Below are 1,376 nucleotides of genomic sequence, written 5' to 3'. Positions count from 1 at the left end.
ATGAATAATTCGGGTTTAATTATTGTGGAAGGGATTCCGGGGAGTGGAATGGAAAAAATGGTTGAACGATAGGGAGGTGCGGACATTTCCTGCAATTTCTTGACAGAGCAATAAATTAATTATATAATGAACATTGTTCATATTGAGGTGATAAATTGAATCATATTGTAACATCAAAAGAAGAAATTTTGAAAACCAGCCGGGAACTGATTCAGCGGCAGGGGTGGTCAGCGGTCAGCATTCGTTCTGTTGCGGCTGCCTGTGGTGTGTCTGTGGGGTCTATCTATAACTATTTCGATTCCAAAACGGCGTTGGTGGGAGCAACGGTGGAAAGTGTCTGGTGTGAGATTTTTCACCGTCCGGAAGATGGCACCGTATTTCAGGATACGCAGGCATGTATTGCCTGGATGTATGGAAGAATGGAATATGGCTGCCGGCAGTATCCTGGTTTTTTTACACTCCATTCTCTGGGCTTCATGAGGGAGGATAAGTCAGATGGAAAGCGGCGAATGGAGCAAACCTGGCAACATGTTTCAGAAGAGTTGTGTTCTGTCCTGAAGCGGGATGCGAGGGTTCGGCCGGATGCTTTCAACGAGCAGTTTACCGCGGAGAAATTTGCAGAGGTGCTGTTTTCTTTGATGCTGTCCGCTTTGCTGCGACAGGACTATGATCCAGGTGCTGTGCTGGAAATCGTGTGCCGAACTCTTTATTAGAATTCCCACCGGGTGTGGGAGTTTTTTATTACATAAAATGAACACTGTTCAGTCAAGAAAGGTAGATTATGAAAGTAAAAAGAAATACTCTGCTGCTTCTCGCCTGTCTTGTGTGGAGCGCTGCAGGATTTAATATTCTTCGCATAGGGTTGATTTCGTACCTTCCGTATCGGTCTGTGCGGAATTTTCTGTTATCAGCTCTGGTTTTTGCTGTGTTTCAGAAGTTTATTTTTGGAAGGCTTGTGAAAAAGCATACGGCCAGAATCCGTTCCTATGTGGAAGAAAGGCATTTTTTTCTTAAATTTTTTGATGGAAAGTCGTTTGCTGTTATGGCGGTAATGATGACCGGCGGGATAGGTCTGCGGTCGAGCGGATTGGCACCGGAACAGTTTATAGCGGTTTTTTATACCGGCTTGGGTGCATCACTTTTAATGGCCGGATTATTGTTCGGACGTAATTTGGGTAGAGAGGTATTGACAGCGTCCGGATGATTCGATGAGCAGGGAGACGGACAGTTCCAGCCGGCCGTATCGATTTCTGCTACAGTGCAGGGGAGTGGGAGAGCAGTCGTTTCATTAGCTCTGGGCGGACCATGGTACGGAGCTTTGGGTTCTGTATGACGGATGAAAAATGAATGTATATAAAGTCCAGCTAAGAAATGTC

At 45.5% G+C, this 1,376-nt stretch carries 2 protein-coding genes; both read left to right on the top strand.

Going from position 1 to position 1,376, the window contains the following annotated elements; genetic code table 11:
* The first annotated feature begins 155 nt into the window (after positions 1 to 155).
* Positions 156 to 713, top strand: coding sequence for a TetR/AcrR family transcriptional regulator (locus DS742_RS27820; protein WP_117420155.1), 558 nt, complete (start codon positions 156 to 158; stop codon positions 711 to 713).
* A 68-nt stretch (positions 714 to 781) separates the two neighbouring features.
* The gene (locus DS742_RS27815; RefSeq protein WP_117420154.1) at positions 782 to 1,204 is read left to right on the top strand and encodes a hypothetical protein; all 423 of its coding nucleotides are present in this window, start codon (positions 782 to 784) and stop codon (positions 1,202 to 1,204) included.
* The last annotated feature ends 172 nt before the right edge of the window (positions 1,205 to 1,376 follow it).

It is taken from the genome of Lacrimispora amygdalina (assembly GCF_003432035.1).
GTDB classification, from domain to species: Bacteria; Bacillota; Clostridia; order Lachnospirales; family Lachnospiraceae; genus Lacrimispora; species Lacrimispora amygdalina.
The sequence above is the reverse complement of the archived record's forward strand: the minus strand, read 5'-3'. Positions and strand labels throughout refer to the sequence as shown.